The organism is Bilifractor sp. LCP21S3_A7, from assembly GCF_052118825.1.
In the GTDB taxonomy this organism is placed as follows: domain Bacteria; phylum Bacillota; class Clostridia; order Lachnospirales; family Lachnospiraceae; genus Bilifractor.
The window spans coordinates 25,823-46,126 of sequence record NZ_JBQKGL010000008.1 but is presented as its reverse complement, the minus strand read 5'-3'; the positions used below and the strand labels follow the sequence as shown (position 1 = coordinate 46,126).

At 50.9% G+C, this 20,304-nt stretch carries 17 protein-coding genes and 3 pseudogenes; all 20 read left to right on the top strand.

All coding sequences use genetic code 11. The annotated features are described in order from the left end of the window. The first annotated feature begins 56 nt into the window (after nucleotides 1-56). Complete coding sequence (locus ACTQ1O_RS08670) at nucleotides 57-593, top strand: PcfB family protein (protein ID WP_441486942.1); 537 nt, start codon at nucleotides 57-59, stop codon at nucleotides 591-593. Next, on the top strand, nucleotides 590-2,404 hold the full coding sequence (locus tag ACTQ1O_RS08665) for a VirD4-like conjugal transfer protein, CD1115 family (RefSeq protein WP_441486941.1): 1,815 nt from the start codon (nucleotides 590-592) through the stop codon (nucleotides 2,402-2,404). Before ACTQ1O_RS08670 ends, ACTQ1O_RS08665 begins: the two co-directional genes overlap by 4 nt. A 117-nt stretch (nucleotides 2,405-2,521) precedes the next feature. Further along, nucleotides 2,522-3,070, top strand: a complete 549-nt coding sequence (locus ACTQ1O_RS08660) for a hypothetical protein (protein ID WP_441486940.1) — start codon at nucleotides 2,522-2,524, stop codon at nucleotides 3,068-3,070. 199 nt (nucleotides 3,071-3,269) lie between these two features. Continuing rightward, a pseudogene (locus ACTQ1O_RS08655) lies at nucleotides 3,270-3,398 on the top strand (Maff2 family mobile element protein); the annotation flags it as partial. 724 nt (nucleotides 3,399-4,122) lie between these two features. Next, nucleotides 4,123-6,006 (top strand): group II intron reverse transcriptase/maturase, encoded by a 1,884-nt coding sequence (ltrA, locus tag ACTQ1O_RS08650; protein WP_441486939.1) that lies wholly within the window; start codon nucleotides 4,123-4,125, stop codon nucleotides 6,004-6,006. 151 nt (nucleotides 6,007-6,157) lie between these two features. Next, nucleotides 6,158-6,256 (top strand): annotated as a pseudogene (locus ACTQ1O_RS08645) (Maff2 family mobile element protein); the annotation flags it as partial. Between the two features lie 110 nt (nucleotides 6,257-6,366). Further along, the gene (locus ACTQ1O_RS08640) at nucleotides 6,367-7,233 is read left to right on the top strand and encodes a VirB6/TrbL-like conjugal transfer protein, CD1112 family (protein WP_441486938.1); all 867 of its coding nucleotides are present in this window, start codon (nucleotides 6,367-6,369) and stop codon (nucleotides 7,231-7,233) included. 57 nt (nucleotides 7,234-7,290) lie between these two features. After that, complete coding sequence (locus ACTQ1O_RS08635; RefSeq protein WP_441486937.1) at nucleotides 7,291-7,716, top strand: PrgI family protein; 426 nt, start codon at nucleotides 7,291-7,293, stop codon at nucleotides 7,714-7,716. Beyond that, nucleotides 7,700-10,081, top strand: a pseudogene (locus ACTQ1O_RS08630) (VirB4-like conjugal transfer ATPase, CD1110 family); the annotation flags it as partial. The gene ACTQ1O_RS08635 and the pseudogene ACTQ1O_RS08630, both read left to right, overlap by 17 nt. A gap of 145 nt (nucleotides 10,082-10,226) precedes the next feature. Further along, nucleotides 10,227-12,089: a CD1108 family mobile element protein gene (locus ACTQ1O_RS08625; protein WP_441486936.1), complete on the top strand. Its 1,863-nt coding sequence runs from the start codon at nucleotides 10,227-10,229 to the stop codon at nucleotides 12,087-12,089. Between the two features lie 143 nt (nucleotides 12,090-12,232). Then, nucleotides 12,233-12,673 (top strand): DUF4315 family protein, encoded by a 441-nt coding sequence (locus ACTQ1O_RS08620; RefSeq protein ID WP_106612474.1) that lies wholly within the window; start codon nucleotides 12,233-12,235, stop codon nucleotides 12,671-12,673. Continuing rightward, entirely contained in the window at nucleotides 12,666-13,499 is an 834-nt protein-coding gene (locus tag ACTQ1O_RS08615; protein ID WP_441486935.1) for a CD1107 family mobile element protein, read from the top strand. Before ACTQ1O_RS08620 ends, ACTQ1O_RS08615 begins: the two co-directional genes overlap by 8 nt. A gap of 212 nt (nucleotides 13,500-13,711) precedes the next feature. Further along, on the top strand, nucleotides 13,712-14,038 hold the full coding sequence (locus ACTQ1O_RS08610; RefSeq protein WP_441486934.1) for a DUF3784 domain-containing protein: 327 nt from the start codon (nucleotides 13,712-13,714) through the stop codon (nucleotides 14,036-14,038). A gap of 22 nt (nucleotides 14,039-14,060) precedes the next feature. Continuing rightward, on the top strand, nucleotides 14,061-14,609 hold the full coding sequence (locus tag ACTQ1O_RS08605) for a GNAT family N-acetyltransferase (RefSeq protein ID WP_441486933.1): 549 nt from the start codon (nucleotides 14,061-14,063) through the stop codon (nucleotides 14,607-14,609). Nucleotides 14,610-14,628: 19 nt separating this feature from the next. Next, nucleotides 14,629-15,102, top strand: coding sequence for a GNAT family N-acetyltransferase (locus tag ACTQ1O_RS08600; RefSeq protein WP_441486932.1), 474 nt, complete (start codon nucleotides 14,629-14,631; stop codon nucleotides 15,100-15,102). Nucleotides 15,103-15,289: 187 nt separating this feature from the next. Next, complete coding sequence (locus ACTQ1O_RS08595; protein ID WP_441486931.1) at nucleotides 15,290-15,484, top strand: hypothetical protein; 195 nt, start codon at nucleotides 15,290-15,292, stop codon at nucleotides 15,482-15,484. Beyond that, the gene (locus ACTQ1O_RS08590) at nucleotides 15,477-15,641 is read left to right on the top strand and encodes a hypothetical protein (RefSeq protein ID WP_441486930.1); all 165 of its coding nucleotides are present in this window, start codon (nucleotides 15,477-15,479) and stop codon (nucleotides 15,639-15,641) included. The genes ACTQ1O_RS08595 and ACTQ1O_RS08590 overlap by 8 nt, the downstream gene beginning before the upstream one ends. Beyond that, on the top strand, nucleotides 15,598-17,658 hold the full coding sequence (locus ACTQ1O_RS08585) for a JAB domain-containing protein (RefSeq protein ID WP_441486929.1): 2,061 nt from the start codon (nucleotides 15,598-15,600) through the stop codon (nucleotides 17,656-17,658). The genes ACTQ1O_RS08590 and ACTQ1O_RS08585 overlap by 44 nt, the downstream gene beginning before the upstream one ends. 76 nt (nucleotides 17,659-17,734) lie before the next feature. Further along, on the top strand, nucleotides 17,735-19,921 hold the full coding sequence (locus ACTQ1O_RS08580; RefSeq protein WP_441486928.1) for a DNA topoisomerase 3: 2,187 nt from the start codon (nucleotides 17,735-17,737) through the stop codon (nucleotides 19,919-19,921). Further along, the gene (locus ACTQ1O_RS08575) at nucleotides 19,918-20,304 is read left to right on the top strand and encodes a DUF4316 domain-containing protein (protein WP_441486927.1); all 387 of its coding nucleotides are present in this window, start codon (nucleotides 19,918-19,920) and stop codon (nucleotides 20,302-20,304) included. The genes ACTQ1O_RS08580 and ACTQ1O_RS08575 overlap by 4 nt, the downstream gene beginning before the upstream one ends.

Below are 20,304 nucleotides of genomic sequence, written 5' to 3'. Positions count from 1 at the left end.
GCCGCCTCTGGCTGGCCTTTTCTTTTGCCTGGAATCAGGGAAGGAGGTGAGCCCGGATGATGAATGAAGAAATTGCAAAGGAGATAGTAGATGGGGCTGCCAGAGGGTTAAAGGAAGAAGTAGTTAAGCCAGCACAGCGCATAGTAGTGGAATGCATTGGCAAACCGACAGCGCAGATGCTGGTCAAGGGGCTGAAAGCAGCTGTCACCGCGCCGGGAAAAGCAATCAGGAACAAGCTGCATCCGGAACACGGCGAGATGAAGGTAAAGGATCTCATCCGGAAGGACCAGGGGGCACAGGCCATCGACATTGATGGAGCAGGGCTTGGGGACTTCCGGAAGATTGCCAACAAATACGGGATGGATTTTGCCATCGTTAAGAGCACGGAACTGGATCCGCCCAAGTATTCGGTATTTTTCAAGGCCAGGGATGCGGACGCCATCAATGCGGTCGTGAATGAGTATACCGCGAAGCAGATGCGGATCGGGAAGGAGGGCAGGCCAAGTCTTCTGGAAAAGCTCGGTAAATTCAAGGCGATTGTAGCTGCGCTGCCGAAAAAGGTCGTGGAGAAGCATAAGGAGGTGGATCGATGAACAAGAAGCTGAAGAAACAGCTGATCCTGAACATCCCCTATGTAATTCTCGGCCTTTTTGCCACTAATTTTGGCGAGGCCTGGAGGATTTCTGAAGGAGTGAATGCCTCTGAAAAGCTGCAGAGCATGATCCTTGGCGGAGGCTTCCAACAGGCCTTTTCAAATCCGCTACCAAGCCTCTATCCGCTGGATCTGACTGTCGGTGTCTGCTGTGCGCTGGTGCTCCGGCTCGCTGTCTACCTGAAGGGGAAGAATGCAAAGAAGTTCCGGCATAACGAGGAGTACGGCTCCGCCAGATGGGGCACACACGCGGATATCGAACCGTATGAGGATCCGGTTTTTGAAAATAACGTGATTCTGTCGCAGTCAGAGCGTCTCACCATGAACTCAAGGCCGAAGAATCCAAAATATGCGAGGAACAAAAACGTGCTGTTGATAGGCGGCTCCGGTTCCGGCAAGACGAGATTTGTCCTCAAACCGAACCTTCTACAGATGCATAGCTCTTACGTGATTACTGATCCGAAGGGCACTGTGTTAAATGAATGTGGCAGAGCGCTGCAGATCGGTCCGGTAAAGAAGGATAGTGAAGGAAAGCCAATGAAAGACAAGAACGGCAGGCTCATTCATGAACCCTATCAGATCCGGGTGTTTAATACGATCAATTTCAATCGGTCGATGCATTACAATCCCTTTGCTTATATTCATTCTGAAAAGGACATCCTGAAACTGGTAACGACACTGATCGCCAACACCAAGGGGGACGGCAAAGCGGGCGACGAGTTCTGGGAGAAAGCGGAAAAACTGCTGTATAGTGCCTTGATCGGCTACATCCATTATGAGGCGCCGGAGGAGGAGCAGAACTTCTCCACACTCCTGGAGATGCTGAATTCTATGGAGGTACGGGAGGACGATGAGTTATTCAAGAATCCGGTGGATATGCTCTTTGATGAATTGAAGGAGAAGGATCCGGATCATTTTGCCGTTAGACAGTACATGAAATTTAAATTAAGTGCCGGCAAAACGGCGAAATCGATACTGGTCAGTTGCGGCGCGCGGCTTGCTCCCTTCGACATTAAGGAACTTCGGGAGATCACAGCCTACGATGAACTGGAGCTGGATACCATTGGCGACCGGAAGACAGCGCTATTTCTCATCATGAGCGATACGGACAGTACTTTTAACTTCCTGATCAGCATGATCTACACGCAGATGTTCAATCTGCTGTGTGAGAAGGCAGACGATGTGTACGGCGGAAGGCTTCCGGTCCATGTCCGGTGTCTCATCGACGAGATGGCAAATATCGGGCAGATTCCGAACCTGGAGAAACTGATGGCGACGATCCGCTCCCGTGAGATCAGCGCGATGCTGGTGCTGCAGGCAAAATCGCAGCTCAAGGCCATCTACAAGGACAATGCAGAGACCATCATTGGCAACTGTGATTCCCAGATTTTTCTTGGTGGCTCGGAGAAGACGACGCTGAAGGATCTGAATGAGGCACTCGGCAAGGAAACGATAGACATGTACAACACCGGCGAGAGCCGGGGCAGTCAGCAGTCCTACAACATGAATTACCAGAAGTTGGGGCATGATCTCATGTCCCTGGATCAGCTGGCAGTGATGGATGGCAGCAAGTGCATCGTGCAGGTAAGAGGCGTGAGACCATTCTTCTCGGATAAATACGACCTGACACAGCACCCGAACTACAGGCTGACAGCAGACTATGACAAGCGGAACTGGTTCGACGTGGAGAAATATCTGAAGCGGAGGCTGGTCCTGCATCCGGATGATACCTATCAGGTGATCAGAGTGTAAAGGCATCCTGCAAGGGATGCTTTTTCTGTGCGAAAGGCCAGAAGATGAGCCGCCGTGCTTGCACGAGCGGACATTTGACGGCCAACGGTCAGCGGGAAGCTGGATTGGAGGAAATATATGGCAGAACAGAAGGAATTGATGCCGGCGGACATTCCCGACTGGGTGCGGGACGCAGAAGAGGCAATTGCGCGGGGAGAGACATTGGATGTGCCGGAAGTGAAAGAGATTTCTATCAAGTTCGGCAAGGGGCTGGTCGGGGAGCCCTTTACCTCAAAGAGCGGGAAAGAGCTGGTTGAGGTGAAGATCCCGAATACGGATCCGGCAGACAAGACTCCCTGGGCATCCTTTGTGATCTCTCCGAAGATGATCCATGACAACAAGTTCGGAAAAGGTGTCTGGATGAAGCTCCCTGAAGATCAGACCACAAGAGTTTCCAAGCCCTTTATTGTCACAACGGGACCGGATGGGCAGAGGAGATGGGACCGCAATGTGCGGGATGTACCCAATACGGAACTCAAGGCAATGATGGAGGCTTATAAGACAAGAGACCGGGCCGGGAACAGAGAATCAGTTAGAGATTCCCTGCAGGAGAAGAAGGAAGAGGCTGCCAGGCAGCCGGAAAAACCTAAGACTCCCCACATAAGATCGAAAGGAATGGAAAAATGATGATCCGGATACTTCCAAGGCCACCCAACCAAAACAAGTCCGTCACCCGATTGGGACAATTCCGTCCAGTAAAAGCGGCAGATAGAGATAATTACTGACAACTTCATATGGAACTATAGGTACAGGACTGATCGGCAAGGCGCCGGCCGGTCCTTTTTCATACAAACCACACACTATCAAAATTTTGGAGGAAAAACTTATGGCATTCTTTAATTCGGCAGTTGGCGTTCTTCAGACACTTGTTATCGCACTTGGTGCAGGTCTTGGTATCTGGGGCGTCGTTAACCTCATGGAAGGATATGGCAACGACAATCGTGCGACACGTTCGTAAGTGAAAAGCTTGCGCACAAAGTCGAAGGGCATTGACCCGAAAACTTTGGAGAACTGATATTCCGATTGGTGAAATGAGGGAGTAACGCCCTGAAGCGCCTACCTAATACTCCGAATGGCAGGAAACCATGCAACAGGTTTCCCCCAAAGATGTTATAGAGCTCGGTGAAGTCGGCAGAGAGCAGTCGTAAGTATGATTTTCAGACGATACACGAAAGCTGTCCAGCGGTGGATGGTGCTGCCTATATGCCGGGGTTCGGTTACCCATGGTCAGGATGATAGAGATATCTGACGAATTTCTGAATGTACGAGTCTAAACGTTGATACTGTCGAAAGGCAGTACACCTTTTACGGTGGTGTCCGTGGATAAGTAAGACTGGTTGTTATGAAAGTCCATGCATCGTTACAGGCGATGCGGTTATGCATGACCGGATACAGGCTTAGAGGAAAGACCTAAAGGTATCCAATGATAGGAATATCGGAACGTGGAAAGCTGGGAACATGGAGGCTGTTGCAGACCGATGAAGTGGTGGATGGGAATACCTTCGCGAGAGGGCAATAACCGTTCTTTATTCTAGTGAGAGCAGTGGCATGGTACCTGTGAAGCCGTGAACAAGTAAGCGGTGGAGGGACGGCCACAAGTCGAATTCAGTAAAAATCATAAAATACACAACAAACACAGCTTCGAGTATGACAAAGAAAATCCAAACTGGAAGGAGAGGATGCCTGTGCCCACTTCGGAGCAGCAAGAAAGGAAAAGTAAACAAAGAAAAATCCGCAATTCAGAGTATTACGACATGGAGTCAACCTTTGACCGCCTGTATGCCGAAAGCAAAAATGGAAAAACCTTCAATCATCTGATGGAAATCATTGAGAGCGAGGAAAACATCAAGCTGGCTTATCGGACGATCAAAAAGAATACAGGAAGTAATACGGCTGGTGTGGATAAGCGGACGATAAAAAGCCTCATGAAATTAAGTGAGGAAGAATACGTCCGCCGGATACGAAATCAATTCAGCAACTATCACCCGCGCCCCGTAAGGCGTGTGGAGATACCAAAGCCCAATGGAAAGATGAGACCGCTGGGAATCCCCACGATCATAGACCGCATTGTCCAAAAGTGCGTTCTACAGGTCATGGAGCCGATCTGTGAAGCAAAATTCAGTGAGAATTCAAACGGGTTCCGCCCGAATCGCTCAGCTGAAACAGCGATTGCACAGTGTATGCGGCTGGTGCAGGTACAGCACCTGTATCATGTCGTTGATCTTGACATCAAAGGATTCTTCGACAACATCAACCATACAAAACTGATTCGTCAGATTTGGGCATTGGGAATCCGTGACAAAAAGCTGATATGCATCATTAAGGAAATGCTGAAAGCGCCGGTCATTATGCCAAACGGTGAAAAGGTCTATCCGACCAAGGGAACACCACAGGGCGGAATCCTGTCACCGCTACTTGCAAATATCGTATTGAATGAACTGGACTGGTGGGTTGCTTCCCAATGGGAAGAAATGCCGACCAAAACAGAATTCAAGATAAGAGAAAATGCGAGTGGCACAAAGATCAAGAGCCATTCTTACAGAGCTTTGCGCAGAAGCAGACTGAAAGAAATGCACGCGGTCAGATACGCAGATGATTTCAAAATCTTCTGTTCCTCTCACGAGGATGCCGTCAGAGCCTATAAAGCTACAGAATTATGGCTGAAGGACAGACTGGGGCTGGATATCAGTCCTGATAAGTCCAAGGTCGTGAACCTGAAACGGCAGTACTCTGAATTTCTCGGATTCAAGCTGAAAGTTCGTAAAAAGGGCAGGAAATATGTCATTCGGTCTCATATGAGCGATAAGGCGTACAAAAAGGCGCATGAAAAGTTATCCGAAGAAGTGAAGAAGCTGGCTCATTCGTCAGAAGAAGCACAGTTCATGCAGTTACAGAAATACAATTCTGTCGTTGCAGGACTTCACGAATACTACTGTATTGCTACAGAAGTATCTCATGACTTCGGAAAGCTTGCCTTCAGTATTAACAAACAGCTCAGAAACAGGCTGAAAGGCGATCTGTCCAAAACAGGATATCTCAAGGATGGGTTTATCAAGCGGAAATATGGAGAAAGCAGACAGCTGAGATTTCTTCACAAGCGGCCTGTGGTTCCGGTGGGATTTGCACAGCCCAAGAACGCCCAGCACAAACGCAAGGCGGTCAATAAGTATACGGTGGAAGGTCGTGAGTTGATTCATAAGAATCTTCAAATTGACACAGAAACAATGCTTTGGGTGATGCGTAATCCTGTCCGGGGTCGATCTATAGAGTATGCGGATAACAGGATTTCACTGTATGCGGCGCAGTACGGCAAATGTGCTGTCACTGGGGAGCCAATGGCTCCTCATGACATCCACTGTCACCATAAACTTCCAGTCAGCAAAGGTGGAACCGATGAATATGCCAACCTGATTTTGATTAAGAAGGATGTGCATACCATCATCCATGCAACACAAGACCCAACAGTCGAGAGACTCCTGAAATTCCTTAATCTTGAACAAAAGCAACTTGTAAAACTTAATAAGCTTCGTGCATTGGCAGAAATGCCACCCATTATTCTTTGAATGAAATGCTGTAACGAAGTGTGTAAGTTGTGTGCTTCATGTCCCAAAACTACTGAATTCGATGGAACGCCGTGTGCGGTGAAAGCCGCACGCACGGTGTGGAGCGGGGGAAAATCCTGAGATAATTTCAAGGGATTACCTATCGCTATCCGGCGCGAAGTCTCAGGGTATGAAGCAGCTCATGGCCGGCGGCGGTGTGGCGCTCATCGGCACCACCCTTGTTCCGCTCCTTGCCGGTCTTTTCGGTTGAAGATTGATGTAATCGTAACCGCCGGACCGTAATATCCGGACCCGCAGGACAGGGGAGACGAAAAAAACAGAAGGGCTGGTCCTGCAGCCCTCCGGAAAGGAGAGAACCGCTTGGATGCACTCAAGGAAAAACTATTTGCATGGCTGAAAGAAATCCTCATTTCGGGCATCATGGATAACTTTAGCAGGACATTCACCAACTTAAACAGCAAGGTTGGGGAAGTGACGAATCAGCTTGCACAGTCGCCGACCAGCTTTGAACCCGGTGTATTTTCGATGATCCGAAACATCTCCGAGAATGTCATCATGCCGATCGCTGGACTGATTCTGACGTTCATCGCCTGCTACGAGCTGATCCAGCTCATCATCGCGCACAACAATCTCGCGAACTTTGAAACCTGGATCTTTTTCAAGTGGGTGTTTAAGACATTTGTCGCGGTGACGCTGATCAGTAATACGTTCAATATCACACTTGCCGTATTTGACGTGACAAGTTATGTGATCAGTCAGTCTGGCGGCATCATTCAAAACGGCACGGCTGTTGATGCGTCGGCACTTGCCTCTGCGCAGGGAACGCTGGAGGCAATGGATTGCGGCGCGCTGTTTGGGATCTTCCTGCAGAGCCTCATCGTGCAGTTCCTGTTCAATATCATTTCGGTCCTTATCTTCGTCATCGTATATGGGCGAATGATTGAGATTTATCTCATGATCAGTATGGCGCCGATCCCCTTTGCGACCTTCGGAAGCCACGAGCAGAGCATGGTTGGACAGAATTATCTACGGTCCCTGTTTGCCCTGGGATTCCAAGGATTTCTCATTATGATCTGTGTCGCAATCTACGCTGTCCTGATCCAGTCGGTTGCATTTTCCAGTGACATCATGGCGTCGCTCTGGAACGTGCTCGGATATACGATGCTGCTTTGCTTTACGCTGTTTAAGACCGGGTCGCTTGCGAGAAGCATTCTTCATGCGCATTGATAAAAAGGCATGGCCGGCAAAGCTTTATAGAACACAGAGAGGAGGAAGAAAACGTAAGTGGCAAGTTATATTTCGGTCCCGCGGGACCTCACAAAGGTAAAGAGCAAGGTCATGTTCAATCTGACCAAGCGGCAGCTGATCTGCTTTTCCCTGGCGGCACTCATCGGAGTACCGTCTTTTTTTCTGCTAAAGCGCACCGGGAATATCAGTCTTGCGGCGCTTGGCATGATGGCGGTCATGATGCCGCTGTTCTTTTTTGCGATGTATGAGAAAAACGGGGAGCCTCTGGAGGTGATCCTGTTCCATTTCATCGAAGCACAGTTTCTCAGGCCGAAGATCCGGGTGTACCGGACAGACAATTACTACGCCGCGCTGATGCGGCAGGCAGAGGTAGAAAGGGAGGTAGAGGAGATTGTTTCCAGGTATCAGGAACCTGTTCCGGCGAAGGGAAAGAAAAATCTATCAGGTGCCGGAAAATCTTAATGGAAGAGACCGGAGAAAGGTCGCGGAGATCATCCGGAATGCGCAGCGTGACGACGGGATTCCGCGCACGACCCAGCAGAGCATCCCGTTTGACCGGATGTTTCAGGACGGCATCTGCCGCGTCGGGAAAGACTATTACACGAAGACCATCCAGTTTCAGGACATCAATTACCTGCTCGCCCAGCAGGACGATCAGAAGGAAATCTTTGAGGAGTGGTGCTCGTTTCTCAACTTTTTTGACAGCTCCGTCCATTTCGAGCTGAGTTTCATGAACATGGCGACGGACTCGGAGAAGTTCAAGGCGGGGATCGCGATCCGGCACCAGAAGGATGCCTACAACGACATGCGCGACGAATACACGGGCATGCTCATGCATCAGATGGAGGCCGGCAACAATGGTCTGACCAAGACAAAATATCTGACGTTCGGCATTCACGCGGACGGCATGAAGACAGCAAAGCCGCGGCTCATCCATATCGAGATGGATCTTCTCAATAACTTCAAGCGCCTTGGCGTTCAGGCCAAAACACTGGACGGATCGGAGCGGCTGATGCTCATGCATCAGATCTTTCACATGGGAAGCGACGAGAAGTTCTTTTTTGACTGGGGACTGCTGGCACCGTCCGGGCTGTCGGTAAAGGATTTCATTGCGCCGACGGCGCTGAATTTCAAGACGGGAAGAGTTTTCCAGATGGGCAATCTGTACTGCGGGATGAGTTTTCTCTCCATCACAGCCTCGGATATCAGTGACCAGATGCTGGCTGACTTCCTGTCCATCGAGTCATCGGAAGTTGTGACCATGCATATGCAGTCCGTGGATCAGACCGAGGCGGTCAAGAAGGTGAAGCACACCATCACGGAGCTGGACCGGTCCAAGATCGAGGAACAGAAGAAGGCGGTCCGCTCCGGCTACGACATGGATATTATCCCGTCGGATCTCGCAACCTATGGCAATGACGCCAAGGCGCTGCTCAAGGAACTTCAGAGCCAGAACGAGCGCATGTTCCTTCTCACGTTTCTTATTCTCAGCACGGGAAAGACCGAGCAGGAACTGGAAAACAACATTTTCCAGGCAAACAGTATCGCACAGAAGCATAACTGCAACCTGGTGCGGCTTGATTTCCAGCAGGAGCAGGGACTCATGTCATCCCTGCCGCTTGCGCATAACGAGATCGAGATTCAGCGTGCAATGACCACGAGCAGCACAGCGATCTTTATTCCCTTTACCACGCAGGAACTCTTCCAGACCGGCACAGGCGCGCTGTACTACGGTCTGAATGCCCTCTCCAACAACCTCATCATGGTGGATCGGAAGAAGCTCAAAAACCCGAATGGGCTGATCCTCGGGACACCCGGATCCGGCAAATCGTTTGCTGCAAAGAGGGAGATCGCGAATGCCTTCCTCGTGACGGATGACGATATCATCATCTCTGATCCGGAGGCGGAGTATTCGGCACTGGTCCGGCGTTTCGACGGGCAGGTCATCAAGATCGCGCCGACGAGCGACCAGTACATCAATCCGATGGATATCAACATGAACTATTCGGATGACGACAACCCGATCGCCCTGAAGGCGGATTTTATTCTGTCGCTGTGCGAGCTGATCGTCGGCGGGAAGGAAGGCCTGAATCCGGTGGAGAAAACGGTCATCGACCGGTGCATTCACCAGATCTACAACCGGTATTTTGAACATCCGGGACCGGCAAACATGCCGCTTCTCGAGGATCTCTACAATGCGCTTTTACAGCAGCCGGAGCCGGAGGCAAAGAATGTGGCGACGGCACTGGAAATCTATGTGCGCGGTTCGCTCAATGTCTTCAACCACCGGACGAACGTTGACATCCACAACCGCCTCGTCTGCTATGACATCAAGGATCTCGGCAAGCAGTTGAAAAAGATCGGGATGCTGGTCGTGCAGGATCAGGTCTGGGGGAGAGTGACGGAGAACCGGAGTGAGGGAAAATCGACGCGCTACTACATGGACGAAATGCATCTGCTTCTGCGTGAGGAACAGACGGCGGCGTACACGGTGGAAATCTGGAAGCGCTTCCGGAAATGGGGCGGCATTCCGACCGGGATCACCCAGAACGTCAAGGATCTACTGGCTTCAAAGGAAGTGGAAAACATCTTTGAGAACAGCGATTTCATCCTGATGCTGAATCAGGCAGTCGGCGACCGGGGAATCCTCGCAAAACAGCTCAACATCAGCCCGCATCAGCTTTCCTATGTCACACATTCCAGCGAGGGCGAAGGACTTCTGTTCTATGGCAACGTCGCGATTCCATTTGTAGACCGCTTCCCGAAGAACACGGAGCTTTACAAGGCGATGACGACGAAGCTGGCCGAGATAACGCCGGAGGCAGAAGCAAAAAGTCAGCCTTCAGCAGAAGAGGGGAGCCGGGAAGGAGCTTCCCAAAACAAAGAGCTGAAAGCAGATCGCCAGACTATGGATGAGATGACAACAAACGCGGGAAAACAGGTCCGGACGCCGGACAGATGAGAGGTGAATCATGGCAGGTTATGTGGACACCGGAAATCCGGACGCAGAGCACGGATTCCGGAAAGAAAAAGAAGAGGAGGGAAACAAGACGAGGGCACCGAGCCACGGACGAAAGCTGAAGAATGCATCTTCTGCAAAACGCGCTGCCGGAGCCAAGTTCCGCCAGGACAAGGCGGATCTTTCGATGAGCGCGGAAGAGAGAAAAGCGCTGGCAAAGAAGAAACGCTCCCATGAGAAGGCGGCAAGGAAGGAATTTCTTGATACAAGGGCAGCACATGATACTGTGGACCGTGCCAATGAAGATGAAAATGCCGGGACGGAGGCGCTGAACCGCGGAACAGAAGCTGCCGAAATCGGTATGCGGGCGGCGGAAAACCATTATTATGGGAAAAAGCTGAAAGCAACTGCGGAAAGACAGGGAAGAACAGCGGCGGCAGAATCATCTGTGGAAAGTACTGCAGCAGAAACCAACGCTATGAAATGGGCGGACTTTGGAAAATATGTAAAAAACAGCTCCAGCTATGCTGCAAGGATGGGAAAAACCGCCAGGAAAGCTTCGGAAAAAGCGGCCGCCACAGAGCTCAGCGCAGGCGTGGAAGGAAAAGCCGCGCAGCACCGGCTTATGAAGAAGGAATTCCAGAGAGCGGCAAATCAGAAGGCCTCGGCGGAAGCCGCAAATTCTGTGGGGAGTCTTGGCAGAAAGTTTACGGACAAGGCAGAGGACCTTGTGGGCAAAATCGGAGAGTGGGTTACCGAGCATTTTTCGGAATATCTCCCGGTTCTGCTTGCCGCAGCTGCTGTTTTGATCGCCGTGATGGCTATCGCGGGCGGAGCCTCAAGCGGACATCTTATCTCAAGCCTTTTTGGAAGCGGGTCGGTAGCATCGTCGTATACGGCAGAGGACGCGGACATCAAGACGGTCAATCAGGATTACAAGGATCTGGAAGCGGATCTACAAAAGACGGTAGACCGCATCGAATCCGATCATCCGGGATATGACGAGTACCGCTATACTCTCTCCGAGATCGGGCATGATCCCTATGAACTTGCCGCCATGCTGACGGTTCTCTACGAGAGCTACAAGCCGGAGGAGGTCCAGGGAAAGCTAAAGGAGATCTTTGACAGGCAGTACGAGCTGGAGCTCGTGCCGGAGACGGAGATCCGCACCAGGACAGAGACCAGAACCGGACACCGCACCGTGCACAATCCCGACGGGACAACAGACCGCGAGGAATATACGTACGAGGTGGAAGTGGAGTATGAGTATCACATCCTGAATGTCACCTTGACCAATGCTTCGATGGACAACGTTGTCAATGAAATCGAGTTTACCGAGGATCAGATGGAGAGATACCTTCTGCTTAAGGAGACCTACGGGAACAAGAAGTACCTCTTCGAGGACGACATTTATGCAAATCCGGAGGCAGACAGCGGCGGATCATCCGGAGGAACATCCGGCGGTGAAAGCTACAAGCCAAGTGGAGAGGCACTTACGGATACGCAGTTTGCGGCGATGTGGCAGGAAGCATCCAAATATCTTGGCAGAGCTTATGTATGGGGAGGATCCAGCCCGTCAACGGGTTTTGACTGCAGCGGCTTTGTCTGCTGGGTCATCAATCATTCCGGTGTGGGAAATGTCGGCAGGACAACGGCAGAAGGACTCCGGCAGTGGACGGATCCCATCCCCGCGTCAGAGCGGCAGCCGGGAGACATCATCTATTTTCAGGGAACGTATGATACGCCGGGTGCAAGTCATGTCGGGATTTATATCGGCGATGGGAAAATGATTCACTGCGGCGATCCGATCAAAGTCTCTAACGTGGACAGCGGCTATTTTAAGCAGCATTTTCTGGGCTACGGGAGAATTCCGTAAGAACGGATATCAAGCGGAGCATTGGTACGTACTATCCCAAGTCTGTGGGCAGGTCCCGGACGGATGAGAAAAAGAAATATGACACTGGTGACAGGGGCTCGAAGCGGAGTGCTTTAGAGCCCTTTTTTAATGGAGGAAAACGAATGTACGAAAAACTCGACAAGCTGCGCGAGGAAGTAAGGCGCGCGGAGAAAAGAAAGAAGTACGCCGATGAAAAGTTTAACACGCTGCAGGAGAAGCTCCGGGAGGCGGAGAGTATGCAGATCCTCGCGGATGTTGGTGCGATGCATCTGACACCGGAGCAGGTCGCCATCTTCCTTTCCATGGCGGCATCCGGCAAGCTTCCGAAGGTCAACCCGGATGGCAGCATAGAGCAGGAGAATGCAGACGGGTCCGGAGATGAACCACCGAAAATGTCCGGACAGGAGGAGACAATGGCGGGTGAGCCTAATCCGGAGGAGAGTTTCACAGAAGGCTTTCGGTTTACGAACGAGAAACGTACGGGAAACGGATCAGAAGAGAATACGGATTTTGATGCGGAGGACGATGACGAATATGGAAAGGAGGACGAGCTTGATGGGTAAGATCAGTTTCAGACCGCAGCTTGTGGCTGCAGCGATGCTTTCTGCAGTACTTGCCGGATCATTCCCGGTGACGGCATTTGCCAATACGGGGAAGGAAGCCGATTGCATCTGTGAGACAAGGTGCGGGAAGGAAAGCGTTAACGAGGAGTGCCCGGTGTGCAGAAGCGACATCGCACTCTGCCAGGGCACGGAGCCGGAGAAAACAGAGGAAAGCACGGAGACAGCGACGGAACCTGCACCGGAACCCGAGGAGCCGCTCACGCCAGACGGAAATATGAACCTTGTGGATGATTACGGAGATCATGAAGCATCCGGAAAGCAGTTCATCACACTGACGACAAAGAATGGCAATTACTTCTATCTGATCATTGACCGCGATGACTCCGGGAAGGAGACCGTGCACTTTCTGAATCAGGTGGATGAGTCGGATCTTCTTTCCCTCATGGATAAAGAGGAAGTGAAGGAATATACTACCCGGCAGGATGAGGAGAGCATGGGAGACAAGCTCAACGATGGGGAAACTTCCAAGGAGAGCAGTTCGGCAGAACCGGCGCAGTCCGCGCAAGCACCGAAGGAGACAAAGCCCAAGGAGAAGAAGACACCATCAGTTCCGGTTGGAACGCTGGTGCTGCTTGTTTTGACAGGCTTTGCGGCCATTGGTGCCTACGTGTATAAGAAGATCGGAAAGAAAAATAAGAAGGATGACCGGCCGGATCCGGACGCGGATTATCAGGAGGGCGAAGAGGAAGACTATCTGAAAGAACTGGAGGATGACGGCAATTTGGAAGAAGATGGCGAAGGTCCGGAAAATAGTTCAGATGGTTGATAACGGATAGATCCTTCTCTTTGAGAAAAGGCAAAGTGAGAAGTATTCATTGTTCTCCTGGTCGCTTAATGGTATGTTTGACTTGTAGACGAAATCGCTTGAGGCCGCAAATTGCGACCTCAAGCTTTGAGAGATTGCAAGAGCAGTGATCATGAGCGTAGTACATGATACATAGTCAGTGTAAGTGAATAGAGAATCGGGGGTAAATGAATATGTCGTTAAAGGAATCCTGCATAATCCTGGACCTGGTAATGGCTGCCATTTTCTTTTTGATTGGGTTCTTGTTTTACAGATCAAACGGGAAAGCAGCGAACTTCTTAACAGGCTATAATATGAAGTCCGCTGAAGAACGCAAAAAATATGATGAGAAGAAAATGTGCAAGGATTACGGAAAGCATATGATGCTATGGCCGATTCCCTTTTTCATTGGAGCTGTTATTGACTTCATTTTTCCTATAAAGGGAACTTTGATCGCATGGGTCATATGGTCAGGCATGTTTATCCTTTTACTGATCGAAAGACATAAAAGAGAAAGATAAATCAGAATTTGGAGGGTAAGGCATGAACCATTGTGGAACCCGCATGATAGAAACAAAAAGATTACTGCTAAGAAAATTCGTAATAGAAGATGCAGATGCTATGTTTCGGAATTGGGCATCCGATAAAGAGGTTACAAAGTTTCTGACATGGCCTGTTTATACCAGTTTGGATACCGCAATCCATATATTGAATGAATGGACTACGTCCTATGAAAAGCCGGACTTTTATCAGTGGGCAATTGTGCCGAAAGATATCAATGAACCGATTGGTTCAATTTCTGTCGTATCAACCAATGAAAAAACGCAGATGGCAGAAATCGGTTACTGCATTGGCAGGCCGTGGTGGAATCAGGGAATCACCTCGGAAGCGTTGAGTGCAGTAATAGATTTCATGTTCGACCAGGTTGGCGCAAATCGCGTCCAGGCAAAACACGATGTAAATAATCCTCATTCAGGACTGGTTATGAAAAAGTGCGGAATGAAATATGAAGGTACCTTGAGAAGCGCGGCAGTTAATAATCAAGGTGTCTGCGATGTGAGCATCTACGCATTATTAAAGTCAGATCGATAAATCCCAGCTTGCGGAGGCAATGATGATAATTCCTGTAAACGAACAGAATATAATGGATGCGGCAATTATTCATTCCATATCCTGGAGAGAATCACACAGAGATTTTTGCACTCCGGAATTCATAGAGATCCATTCACCCGAACGACAGCTAAGGTATATACGCGATAAGATGGATAAAGGAACCAGGTTCTTTATGCTTGTGGATGAAGCTCCTGTGGGTGTCGTTTCGGTGACAGAAAACCTGATCGAGGATCTTTATGTCCTTCCGGAAAAACAGAATATGGGATATGGAACGGAATTGCTGCAGTTTGCAGTCGGTCAATGTCCGGATACTCCTTCGTTATGGATCCTTGAGAACAATGTTAACGCGGAAAGGCTATATCGCCGTATGGGCTTCACGAAAACCGGAAGGATCAACGCGATTACAGATGAACTCGCAGAGATCGAGATGGCATTGGAACAGACAGATTCAAGTTTGTATGTTCCTGGATAAATGAACAGTAATTACCAGCTGGAAGCCAGTGCAAATTGTGCTTCCATTTTTTAGTTGCCGGAATTTCCGGCAATGAACCACAACTACACATGAAGTTGGCAAGACAGATGCCAATTACTTTAGACCGATTGCTTTTCGAGAAGAAAGGCGTCGGTCATTTTTTATGCCATGAGAAGGAGGAAGGCAAATGGCAAGACGATCAAGATATCTGCACTATGACGAACAAATGACTGCGCTGATGAAGCGCGGCAATCTTTCGCAGATTCCGGCGGACAGGAGCCACACCCGCGGATCCGTGATAGAGAAACTGAAAATGCTGGGAGCAGCGGAGCCACATAAGAATGCGGGAAAAGCAGACCCAAATGGAGGCAGCAATGGATAAGGAAGAGCTTGTTTTTACAACCATCGATGATTTAATCCGGTACCTTGGCGAATGCGGAGAGGATGTACAGATCCACATGGAAATTGAGGTAGAAGGGGAAAGGAGGGCACCTGATGCCGCGGAAGAAGGAGACAGCCGGTCAGTATTCCATGGATGATTACCGACTGAAGCAGGTGGATATCCGGTTGAAACTGATGGAGGGGCCATCCTACTACAGCCAGACGCCGCTCACAAGTCCGGAAGGCGCAGCGGCAGTCATGCGGGATGTGCTGAAGGAGCTTGACCGGGAGTGGGTGTGCGTTGTCAATATGGACAATCATTTAAAGCCCGTGAACTTTAACATCGTCTCCATCGGCAGCATCAATCAGTCGCTTGCGCCGATCCAGAACATCTTAAAGAGCGGCATTCTCTCGAACTGCAACAACATCATGCTGATGCACAACCATCCCTCCGGCGATAATGAACCGAGCCGGGAGGACCTGCAGCTCACAAAGCGCCTGGTCGAGGCGGCAAAACTCATGGATATGAATGTTGTCGATCATGTGGTGATCGGCGGACAGAATGGGAATGTCTACAGCATGCGTGAGCATGACCCGGACATGTTTGCGAGTAAGGATATCGATCTGGATTACATTCACCGGATGATGACAAAAGAAGAACCCGGTGGAAATTATGCGGCTGGAGAGCGCATGGAGCGGGCAGAAGAGGGAAGAGGTCAATATTCGGCAGGGCAGAACTATGATCCCAAGGCTGCCGATGAGGCGCGCAGAAATGAGATGAAGGAGATCACCAGGAAGCTCGAGGAAGGTGTCGCCGGAATTTTCTCCAGTGAGAAATATCAGAAGTTCCTCGATACGATGGCAAAGTTCCCGCAGTATTCCATCAATAACAGCCTCCTCATCATGATGCAGAAGCCGGACGCATCGCTAGTCCAGTCCTATACCGGCTGGAAGAAGATGGGGCGGTTCGTAAAGCGTGGGGAAAAAGGAATCCGGATCCTCGCACCGACGCCATTTACGATTGACCGGGACCAGGAACGAATGGATGCGGATGGAAAGCCAGTCCTTGACCAGGATGGGGAGCCGGTGAGGGAAACTGTACAGATTCGCATGATGGCGTTCAAGCCGGTCAGCACCTTTGACATCTCGCAGACGGAAGGAGAGCCGGTTCAAAGTCTTGGCGTGGATGAGCTGAAGGGCAGCGTCGATCAGTATGCAGCGTTCTTTTCGGCGATGAAGGAAGCAAGCCCTGTTCCTGTCGGCTTTGAGAAGATCAAGGGCGGCGCAAAAGGATATTTTCATACGACAGAAAACCGGATTGCCATCAAGGAAGGCATGGATGAGATCCAGAACGTAAAAACGCTGGTACACGAGATGGCGCACGCCAAGCTCCACAACATGACCGCACAGAAGAAGCGGGAGGATGGGGGACAAACCAAAAGCAGCAAGGAGGTGGAAGCGGAATCGGTCGCCTATACGGTCTGTCAGCACTATGGAATCGACACGTCCGATTACAGCTTCGGCTATATCGCGGGCTGGTCCGGCGGGAAGGAGATGCCGGAGCTCAAAGCATCCCTTGACACGATCCGGACTGCTTCATCGGAGCTGATTTCCCGCATCGATGAGAAACTGCAGGAGATCTCAAGAGAGCAGAATCCGGTTACACTTTCCGATCAGATCGACAGGCTTGCTGCAGACCTCGATCAGTACGCCCTTGACCGCGACCCGTATGGATATCAGGACGCTGTAGAAAATCGGGAGGATGGTATTGGGCAGATCCGGGAGCAGCTGGAGAAGGGAGAGCTTTCCGGAATCCGGGAGAGTATCCGGCAGGATCTTGTGGAAGCGGAAGGGTCAGAAGACGCGCTTCGTGAGACTGCTGAGGCGCTTCTATCCAGGCTGGATGCACTCCAGAAGGAGCTTGATGAGGGAAGAGAAAACATCGCCGATGAAAAAACAAATCTGAACCCGGAGATGCCGGAAAAGGCATCAGGAGAGGCTGCGTCTTGCAGAGAGGCACAAAAAGAAGAGGGAAAGGCAGTGCAGAAGGCTGGCAGGATGGCGGGGCAGCATGGCAAAACCTCCATCCTCCAGAAACTCTCTGAGGAGAAGGAGAGAATGGAGAAGAAGCCGGATCAGAGCAGAAGCCCCAGGGGCAAGGACCCGGAGCGCTGATCGGATACGTACGAATACAGGAAAGAAGGGGACGCTGGGATACCTGGCGTCTTCTTTATTTGAAAGGGAGGAACCAATGGGATACAGACTTGTGATTGCCGAGAAACCTTCTGTGGCGCAGTCCATTGCGAAGGTGATTGGCGCTGATAAGAGACAGGACGGATATCTCGAAGGAAACGGGTATCTGGTCAGCTGGTGTGTAGGGCATCTGGTGGAACTTTGCGAGCCACAGGATTATGACCCGAAGTATGAGAAGTGGAGGAAGGAGGATCTTCCGATCTTTCCGGAGTCATTCCGCTATCAGGTTTCGACGGAGACAAAAAAGCAGTTCCAGAAGCTAAAGGAACTCATGGAAATGGATGATGTAGAGGAGCTGATTGAGGCGACAGACGCAGGACGAGAGGGAGAACTGATCTTCCGCCTGGTTTATCAGGAGGCGCATTGCAGGAAGCCATTTCAGAGACTCTGGATCTCCTCGATGGAGGACAGCGCGGTACGGGAAGGCTTCCGGAATCTGAAACCTTCATTGGCGTATGATGCGCTCTATGAGGCGGCACTCTGCCGGGAGCGGGCAGACTGGCTCGTCGGCATCAATGCGACGAGGCTGTTTTCGACGCTTTACCGGCAGACTCTGAATGTCGGAAGAGTGATGACGCCGACGCTCGCGATGCTTACGGCACGGGAAGAAGAGATCCTGAAGTTCAGGCCGGAGCCGGTCTATTCCCTTGCAATTACTGCGGGAGCAGTGAGGGCAGTTGGAAACAAAACGAAGGACAAGGCAGAGGCAGAAAGAAACCTTGCATTGGTCAAAGCAGTCGGCAGCGCCATCGTGTCAAAGATGGAGCAGACAGAAGGCGAAGAGAAACCGCCGCTTCTCTATGACCTGACAACACTGCAGAGGGATGCAAACCGGCTGTATGGATTTACTGCCCAGCAGACCCTCGACATCGCACAGAGCCTCTATGAGAAAAAGCTCGCGACGTACCCGAGAACAGACAGCCGGTATCTCACGAACGAAATGGAGGACACCACAAACCGCCTCGCCTGTCTCATGAAGGAGAAATGGGGTTACACAAAACTCGTTTCGCTGAATACGAAAAGCGTCTTGAACAGCAGCAAGGTCAGTGATCATCACGCTATCCTCCCGACGGAGAATGTCTATGACGCTGTTTTCGGCGATCTCCCATCAGGAGAACAGAAGATTCTCTCCCTTCTTGCGGCAAGACTGCTTTCCGCTCTGGGAAATCCCTGCCAGTTTACAGAGTACCATATGGAACTCACAGCCGCAGAACAGACCTTCAAAGCTTCCACAAAGAGGATCACCGATCCCGGCTGGAAAGAAGTGGAGAGCTGGATTTTGGGAAAGAGAGCGGAGGAGAGCACAGAACTGTCGGAGGAAGAGGAAAATCAGGCAAAGGATTCGGACGCAGATCCAGAGGCATCGGGAAATGAAGGCAGCAAAATCCTGGAAGCGCTGTCCGCGGATCCGGATTATTTTGCTGAAGGGAAATCCATGAAGATCATGGACGTGCAGCTTCGCGAGGGTACGACAAAGCCGAAACCGCGGTTCACGGAGAGTTCACTCCTCTCTGCGATGGAGCGTGCAGGTGCCAGCGAAACCCCGGATGAAGCAGAGCGGAAAGGTCTCGGGACGCCGGCGACGAGGGCAGGCATCATTGAAAAGCTGGTCCGGATCGGTTTTGTCGAGCGGAAGGGTGAACGGAAGACAAAGTATCTTGTTCCGACGCATAAAGGGATATCTTTGGTGACGGTCATGCCGGAAGAGATCCGCTCTCCGCTTCTTACGGCGGACTGGGAGCAGAAACTCCTGAAAGTGGAAAAGCAGAAACTTGCGTCGGAAGACTTTATGAAGGAAATCGGGGCAATGATTTCAACTCTTGTTACTACCTATGAAGCTGTGCAGGATGCGGAAGTGATGAAACGCGAGCCTGCTTTGAGGATCGGGACTTGTCCTGCCTGCGGAAGCGACATCGTGGAGCGGCAGAAAGGGTACTTCTGCAGCAACAGGGACTGCCACTTCGCACTCTGGAAGGAGAACCGGTATTTTGACGCGATCGGAAAGAAACTGACAAAAGAAATCGTAAAGAGCCTGCTCGAAAGCGGCAGGGCGAATCTTACGAAGTGCCGCTCCAGAAAATCCGGAAGAACTTATGATGCGTTGATATGCATGACAACGGGAACAGACGGAAAGCCGACATTCCGGATGGAGTTCCCGGACAGGAAAGGAGCAAAAAGAAAATGATGAAAGCGCAGGGAGAGAAGATACGAAGCTGGGATGAAGTAAACGGGCAGGATGAGAAAAAAGCTCCGCCGGATCAGTCGCCGTCGGAGGCGATGGAGGGCCCGATGCGGGCGTATGGACAGGAAAATTACCTGAAGGCCGCCGAGGAGCTGTCGGAGGATGACTACAACTCGATTGATGGCATTTTAAATAATGGAGACAGGCGGGAAACGGATCCTTCCAGGGAAGACACAAGTGCGAAACCAGAAGCTCAGAAAGCTGAAGCAGAGAGAGAATCCGTCATGGAGAAAATCCGGGAACATGAGGAACGCATTCGAAGTTACGCGCCTGAACAGGTCCGCTTCCGGAAAGATGCGCTCTGTCCGGACCGGGAGCTCTGCTGA